Annotated in this window: 2 protein-coding genes; both read left to right on the top strand. The window is 59.7% G+C overall.

Translation table 11 applies throughout. From position 1 onward, the window contains the following. Positions 1-66: 66 nt before the first annotated feature. The gene (gene macA / locus CKW26_RS06050) at positions 67-1215 is read left to right on the top strand and encodes a macrolide transporter subunit MacA (RefSeq protein WP_095047884.1); all 1149 of its coding nucleotides are present in this window, start codon (positions 67-69) and stop codon (positions 1213-1215) included. Positions 1216-1217: 2 nt separating this feature from the next. After that, the gene (locus CKW26_RS06045) at positions 1218-3176 is read left to right on the top strand and encodes a MacB family efflux pump subunit (RefSeq protein WP_095047883.1); all 1959 of its coding nucleotides are present in this window, start codon (positions 1218-1220) and stop codon (positions 3174-3176) included. The last annotated feature ends 458 nt before the right edge of the window (positions 3177-3634 follow it).

Genomic DNA, 3634 nt, shown 5'->3' with positions numbered 1-3634 from the left:
TTGTTGTTTATCTACCAGAGCCCGGCCGCTGGCCGGGTTCACCCCTGAACGGACTTGTGGTCATTTATGGAAAAGTCGAAGTTGCGCAAAGTCGGTATGGGTTTGGCGTTAGTGGCAGTAGCGGGATTGGCGTTCTACACGGTGCAGGCACCGGCCGAGGCGCCGCAGTACCTGACCGCGCCGGTGGAACGCAGTGACATTGAAAACGCGGTGCTCGCCACCGGGTTGCTCGAAGGCATCAAGCAAGTGGACGTCGGCGCGCAAGTGTCGGGGCAATTGAAGTCGCTCAAGGTCAAGGTTGGCGACAAGGTGAAGAAAGGGCAGTGGCTGGCGGAAATCGATCCGCTGGTGTTGCAGAACACTTTGCGCCAGGCCCAGGTTGATGAAGAAAACCTGCAAGCGCAAAAACGCGCGACCCAGGCTCAGCTCAGGCAGACCAAAGCGATTTACGAGCGCTACAAGAACTTGCAGGACGACGCGTCGATCTCGCGCCAGGACTTCGAAACCGCCGAGTCGGATTATCAGGTGCAACAGGCCAATCTGATGTCGCTGGATGCGCAGATCAAAAGCGCGCACATCCAGATCGACACGGCCAAGGTCAATCTGGCCTACACACGGATTGTTGCGCCGATTGATGGCGATGTGGTCGGCGTGGTGACACAGGAAGGCCAGACCGTGATCGCCAGCCAATTGGCACCGGTCCTGCTGAAACTGGCGGATCTGGACACCATGACGGTCAAGGCGCAGGTGTCCGAGGCCGATGTAATTCACATCGCCCCGGGGCAAGAGGTGTATTTCACCATTCTCGGCGAGGACAAACGCTACTACGCGAAACTGCGCGGCACGGACCCGGCGCCGCAGAACTTTCTTGAAACACCGCCCGCCGGCACGCCTAAGCAAAGCAGCGCGGTGTTCTACAACGCGTTGTTCGAGGTGCCCAATCCCGATCATCGCCTGCGCATCTCGATGACCGCGCAGGTGCGCATTATCCTCGACACCGCCAAGTCGGTGCTGACCGTGCCGGTGGCGGCGCTCGGCCCGCGCAATGCCGATGGCAGTTTTCCGGTACGGGTGCTCGACGCCAAGGGCCACGCGCAGTCGCGCAATGTGCAGACCGGGATCAACAACAACGTCAAAGTGCAGATCAACGCCGGTCTGGCAGAAGGCGACCGCGTGGTGATCGGTGATCCGGTGAACAATGTGGCGGGGGCCTGAGCATGACTGAGCCACTGCTACAGCTGACCGGCATCACCCGCAGTTTCACCGCTGGCGACCGCGAGTTTCTCGCGCTGAACAACATCAATCTGACGATCAATGCCGGGGAAATGGTGGCGATCATTGGTGCCTCCGGTTCCGGCAAATCGACGCTGATGAACATCCTCGGTTGCCTTGATTACGCCACCGCCGGCAGCTACAGGATCAACGGCCAGGAAACCCGCGATCTGGACAATCAGGCCCTGGCCGAGCTGCGCCGCGACTACTTTGGTTTCATCTTCCAGCGTTACCACTTGCTGCCGCATTTGAGCGCAATGCACAACGTCGAGATGCCGGCGATTTATGCCGGTACGCCACAGCTTCAACGCCATGCCCGTGCCCGTGAGTTGTTGGCGCGACTGGGTCTGGAAGGCCATTTGACGCATCGGCCGAGCCAGCTCTCCGGCGGTCAGCAACAGCGCGTGAGTATCGCCCGCGCCTTGATGAACGGCGGCGAAGTGATCCTCGCCGACGAACCGACCGGCGCCCTCGACACGGCCAGCGGCAAGGAGGTCATGCGCATCCTGCTGGAGCTGCACGCGGCGGGGCACACGGTGATTCTGGTCACTCACGACCCGAAAGTGGCGGCCAATGCCGAGCGCATCATCGAAGTCAGCGACGGCGAAATCCTCAGCGACCGCAGCAACGAACGCGATACCACGCACCTGCTCAGCGAAGAACCGGTGGCACCGAAAGCCACCGCTTCGCGTCGCCTGGTCGCCAGTCTCGGGCTATTCAAAGAAGCGTTCGCCATGGCCTGGGTGGCTTTGATTTCCCATCGCATGCGCACCTTACTGACCATGCTCGGCATCGTCATTGGCATCACTTCCGTAGTGTCGATTTCGGCGGTCGGGGAGGGCGCGAAGAACTACGTGCTCAAGGACATTGCGGCGATTGGCAGCAATACCATCGATGTCTATCCCGGCAGCAGTTATGGCGACAAACGTGCCGCCGCCATTGAAACCCTGACGCCGGCCGACGTCACCGCGCTGAATCAGTTGTACTACGTCGACAGCGCCACGCCGATGATTGGCCGCAGTCTGTTGTTGCGTTATCGCAATATCGATCTGGATGCGCAGGTCAACGGCGTCAGCGATCAGTACTTCAAAGTGCGCGGGATCAAAATGGCCGCCGGCATCCCGTTCAGCGAAAGCGATGCGCGGCGGCAGGCGCAGGTGGTGGTTATCGATCACAACACCCGGCAGCGTCTGTTCGGGCAGGATGTTGACCCGTTAGGCCAGGTGATTTTGATCGGCAACCTGCCGTGCACAGTGATCGGCGTGGCCGCGCAGGATAAAAGCCTGTTTGCCTCGGGCAAGACCCTCAACGTCTGGGTGCCCTACGAAACCGCCGCCGGGCGGGTATTGGGCCAGCGTTATCTGGACAGCATCAGCGTGCGCATGAAGGACGGCCAGCCGAGCAAAGTGGTGGAAGAACACGTCACCCAACTGCTGCTGCAACGCCACGGCACCAAGGATTTCTTCACCAACAACCTCGACAGCGTCTTGCAGACCGTGCAGAAAACCAGCCGCTCGCTGGCGTTGCTGCTGTCGCTGATTGCGGTGATTTCCCTGGTGGTCGGCGGTATCGGGGTGATGAACATCATGCTGGTGTCGGTGACCGAACGGACCCGCGAGATCGGTATTCGGATGGCGGTGGGGGCGCGGCAGTCGGACATTCGTCAGCAGTTTCTGGTGGAGGCGGTGATGGTCTGTTTGTTGGGCGGGGCGATTGGCATTTCCTTGTCGTATGCCATCGGGCATTTGTTTTCGGTGTTTATCAAGGAGTGGGAGATGGTGTTCTCGCTGGGGTCGGTGTTGACGGCGGTGGTGTGTTCGACGTTGATCGGGATTGTTTTTGGCTTTGTGCCGGCGCGGAATGCTTCGCGGCTTGATCCGATTGAGGCGTTGGCGCGGGATTAAGGGCTGACCCTCATCAAATCTGCTGGGCATTGCACAGGTCGTGATGTTGGGGGAATTACCGGTGAATCAGGCATTGGAGCACGTCGCGGGATTGCCCTCACCCTAACCCTCTCCCAGAGGGAGAGGGGACTGATCTCGGTGTTCTTTCGAGGTACACCGACGTGGGATACCGAGCCAAACTCAGGTTTTGAACAGCACAAAGATCGGCTCCCTTTCCCCCTCGCCCCCCTGGGGGAGAGGGCTGGGGTGAGGGGGTAAATCCCACTGACACACCGCAAAACCTCGAATCACCGCCATCCAGAATTTCCATCAATAAACACAACACCGTGAGCGCGTTTAAATTACACGAACCGTTACGTCATACCGCCTACAACACCTTGCGTCGTTACCTACGCGTACGCCAGAATCCGCCGGCTTGTGCGCTTATCCCATGGGCTCTATCGTTTCCCTGCCACTGC

This window comes from Pseudomonas sp. Irchel s3h9 (genome assembly GCF_900187475.1).
Taxonomy (GTDB): Bacteria; Pseudomonadota; Gammaproteobacteria; order Pseudomonadales; family Pseudomonadaceae; genus Aquipseudomonas; species Aquipseudomonas neuropathica.
The sequence above is the reverse complement of the archived record's forward strand: the minus strand, read 5'-3'. Positions and strand labels throughout refer to the sequence as shown.